Genomic DNA, 4207 nt, shown 5'->3' with positions numbered 1-4207 from the left:
GTTTGAGATCAAAGTAATCCTATCCAGCTTTGACAATCTCCAGTTCATCTGGGGGTCAGATGAAAGCCCGGTCTCGATGGAATAAATATACTTGGAATATTCCCCAAAACATTCCTCTATCGAGTCAAAACCTGAATTTGCTCCGAAGATGGAAAACCAGGGAGTCCAGGCATGTGCAGGGATAATCAGGCATTCCTGAGAAATCCCCAGGATAAGTCTTGCCAAATCCTTTGCTGGGAAAGTAAATACCGGCCTGCCATCTGCTTCCAGTTTCCCTAAATTCGCCAACTTCTTGTTGATTTTATCAACTACCTCGAAGGATGGAGCAAAGATTATATTATGGATTTTACTTAACCTGCCTCCCTGGTGATAGATATTGTTCAGTTCTGCGGTAAGGATGAATTTAACCGAGTTTTTTTTACTCCTTAATTGAAAAAGCCCATTCCCCAGAGGCTCTAACTTTTCTTTCAATTCAGAAAGGTAGGTTGGATGGGTAAAATCCCCAGTTCCCAGAAGCGAGATACCTTTTATCTCCGCCCACCTGGTTAGAGACTCAACCTCCATCTCCTGCGAGGTTGCCCGACTGTATTTGGAATGAATATGAAAATCTGCAATGAAGCGCATAGCACTTATCGATTTTTTTCCTCAAGAGCCCAGGGGAAATTGCACCAGGGCCGTTTTACAACCCAGGATTGTGAGGTTTTCAGGTCCTGGGCCTTGACTTGAGTCAAATCCGGAGACCTGGGCACAAGCTTTACTTCGTCAATATAAACTTCATATTTTTTACCTTTGGTCAACCTTGGTTTATCCGGGTATTTCTGAATTTCCTTTACTCTGATCTTGTCCACAGAGACTTGCCAGAATTTTCCCCTGCTTTTGACAACTACTTCCTTATCACTTATCCATGTTGGTTCAGTTCCTCTACCTAAAGTCAAATTAGTGAATTTTCCTGTCCTGAGATCAGCTTTTACCAATGAACCATCGCTACTGAACAGAATACTTTTATCATTCAAGAGCCACTGAGGGCTTAGTCCACCATCAGACGTCAACTGATATCCTTTTTCTGTTGCCGTGTTCACAATCCAGATATTCCCGCCTCTGACTAAAGCCAAAGAAGAGCCATCAGAGGATAGTCTTAACTGACTTATGGGACCTGAATCTCTGAAAATAGTTCTGCATACTTTATTCTTAAGATCGTAAACTTTCAGGTTTGATGAATTTCCCTTACCTGTTATCCTGGCATCTTCATGCTCGGAACTCCATAGCGACGAGATAAAAAAGACTTTATTTTGGTCCGGGGTTAGAAGCGCCTCCTTAATAGGGATGGAGTCGAGAAAAACAGGGGTGTAAGAAGAGTCTGTGAGATTATAAATCCATAATTCTTTCAGTCCTTTGATCAAAAGCCTCTGACTATCTCTAAACCAGCTCACCTTCACTTGAGAGATTGAGCCTCCCAGCAAAAGATAATCTGTCTTCTTGAACATTTTTTCCTCGCCAGACCAGAGCTTTTTGGCAAGCTCCTCTGCAGCCCAGTCGGGTAAATCCTTAATCTCGCAGATAACTATTTTCATTTGAGGACCTAATCTTACTTTATATTGGTCTGTATATCTATATAACATTTTCTGCATGTCCGGGCTCAGAACCGGATCAGTGCAGGGTTCGTTTGGGTATCCGGAAGCCAGCAAGTCCCCCTTTTTGGTGAGATAATTATAAATCAGGATCTCATTGTCCCTTTCGTAAATGATGGTATTATCGTCAATCCACTGTATCCTGGATGGAATGGAACCTAATTCATCATCCAGAACCGTTTCCCCCAAAGTCTCAGCATCTACAATAGAATTCTTTTTCTGTCCTGAGATAACGTCTCCTATTGTTCTTGCGAAAAAAAACTTCTTGCCGCTTGGGGACCAGGAAAGTTGACGTATTGGACTCCATTCCCGACTTAAGTAAACTTCAGGAAACCGGTTAAAAACCTGGCGAGGAGCCTCTTTTTTGTTCAGGTCTAAGAGGTAAAGTCCATACCCAGAATTTATTAATACTTTGGTATTATCAGGAGAAAGGTGAAAATCACCGGACATGAATGTCAATTGTCTTAGATTCGACCCCTTGATGTCAGCCAAAAAAATATCACTTTCTCCTTTTGGCATCTCTTCTTGTGCTCCAGTATCCCAATCCCGACATTCAAAAGCAACCTGGCTTTCATCTGGGGACAATGCTGGGTTCCTGTAAATGGCAAGTTCATTCTCAAACCCCTGCGCGGAATGCACCCGGCATAGAATTGCTATGGCAAACAGACAAAGGATAAACCACTTTTGCATTTTCATATCAAAAAGAACTTAAGGTTTCAAAAAGTATAGTAATTAATCGTTCGTTTGTCAACTTAAATAGCTCATAATGATTTAAGGTAGGGACAGAACAATGTTCTGTCCCTACAGAATAATCGTGGAGGGCTCGGCGCGCCGTGCCCCTACAGCAAAAAACATAATTGGATTTGACATAAATCATCCAGGAGATTATTTTGGTTCAAAAACAGTTGAAACCGCAGGAGGAAGATATGAGAAAAGTGATTTCGTTTTTCGTTGTGATTTTGTCATTCCTTTTTATTTCCACGAATTTTGCAGGAGAAAAAGAAGACCCTTTCGAAAAAGCCCTACGGGCAGTGGGATTGACCAAGGAGAGTCTGAAATTTGATTATTACGATATGTCCAATTCCGGCGGGGATGAGTTCTTGCTGCCGCTTTTCACCTTATATCACCAGAACTTTTTCAAGATACCTTATTACACATCGAATTTCAAAAACTACTTAGCTTTAAATTCACGCTCCTTGAAAAATCTTATCGGATTTGCTTCCTTGAGAGTAGACGAAGGGGTTAGAAGAGGTCTTGTCGGAGACCCCCTGGAGGAGAATCTGAAGAAGATCAAAGGCAAAGAGGCAATGTATGAATCAATAGACTCCCTTTTTATCCGGATGGGAAAGAAACTCTCCTCCAGTGAAGCTAAGAAATTGAAAAAGATGACTCAAGAAGTTCCAGAGGAGATTTCTCAACAGGTAGCTCTTTTGATCTATGTCTCTTTAGATGCTTTGAAATGGAGAAATTTAGCTTTCGGCAAGGCGGAGAAGAAATTTGATATGGAGAAGTTCTTTGACCAATCGATAAGGCTTTTAAGCTCAGATAAGGACCTGGCAACCCCGGAATTTTACGATTTTTTGCATTATGTTGACTACAAGTATCTTTATACCGGGGCTGAGGATTTAGCCGGGGCAGTTGACTTGGTAAAAGACACTCTCTATAACTTTACCACAGACAAGAAATTTAATTTCTCTTACAACACCCCCCTGGGCAAAATAGTCATCTCAAATGGCATGGATGAAAATTATCCTGAGGCAGATTATTTCTTAATCATTGACTTGAGCGGGGATGATTCCTATGAAAGCGGGGGCGCAAACCGGTCTTATTCTTATCCCATTTCGATTTTGATAGATAAATCAGGTGATGATAAATACCTTTCGACCAACAAAACCAAACCATCTCTCGGAGCAGGTTCCTTCGGCTACGGATTCCTGGTAGATATGAAGGGAAAAGATGAATATCAGGCAGTCAATCTCTCTCAGGGGGCTGGATGTTTTGGAGTAGGAGTCTTAGTGGATTATGAAGGGGATGAGACTTACGATTCTTATACCTCTTCCCAGGGTTCTGGACAATTCGGTATTGGAATATTATCAGATTTGGAAGGAAACGATACTTACAACACATTTCTCTGTTCTCAGGGTTTCGGGTACACCAAAGGAATCGGGATTTTGCTGGACTCAAAGGGAAACGACAAGTATGTAGCTAATGATACCCAGATAGATTTCCCATCAGCTCAGACAGATAAGCATAACGACTCAATGGCACAAGGCATGGGTTTTGGCAGAAGAGCAGATTACTTAGATGGTCATTCCTGGGCAGGAGGTATTGGAATGCTGGTGGATATGGAAGGAGACGACAGATATTCAGCCGGGGTCTTTGCCCAGGGATGTGCTTCCTGGTATGCTCTGGGAATTTTGTGGGATGAAAAGGGGAACGATAGTTATAACGGAGTCTGGTATGTCCAGGGAAGCGGCGCGCATTTCGGCTGCGGGGTTTTGTATGATGCGGGTGGGAATGACCACTATAAGGCAAGCATGAATATGGCAATCGGAGCAGGGCACGATTTCACCTTAGGG

At 42.4% G+C, this 4207-nt stretch carries 3 protein-coding genes; 1 reads left to right on the top strand and 2 read right to left on the bottom strand.

All coding sequences use genetic code 11. The features are described 5' to 3' along the window. Positions 1-624: endonuclease Q family protein (locus tag MUP17_09040; GenBank protein MCJ7459121.1), on the bottom strand; the 624-nt coding region annotated here is incomplete at its 3' end. Between the two features lie 5 nt (positions 625-629). Next, entirely contained in the window at positions 630-2318 is a 1689-nt protein-coding gene (locus MUP17_09035; GenBank protein MCJ7459120.1) for a DPP IV N-terminal domain-containing protein, read from the bottom strand. 236 nt (positions 2319-2554) lie between these two features. Here MUP17_09035 and MUP17_09030 point away from each other — a divergent pair. Beyond that, positions 2555-4207, top strand: a 1653-nt coding sequence (locus tag MUP17_09030; protein ID MCJ7459119.1) for a hypothetical protein, incomplete at its 3' end; no start/stop codon positions are given.

This window comes from Candidatus Zixiibacteriota bacterium, from assembly GCA_022865345.1.
Lineage (GTDB): Bacteria > Zixibacteria > MSB-5A5 > MSB-5A5 > RBG-16-43-9 > RBG-16-43-9.
This window is presented reverse-complemented; position numbering and strand designations above follow the sequence as displayed.

Bases quoted from the DNA above. Each gene is read 5' to 3' on its own strand.
- MUP17_09035 (MCJ7459120.1), bottom strand. From the start codon at position 2,318: ATGCAAAAGTGGTTTATCCTTTGTCTGTTTGCCATAGCAATTCTATGC.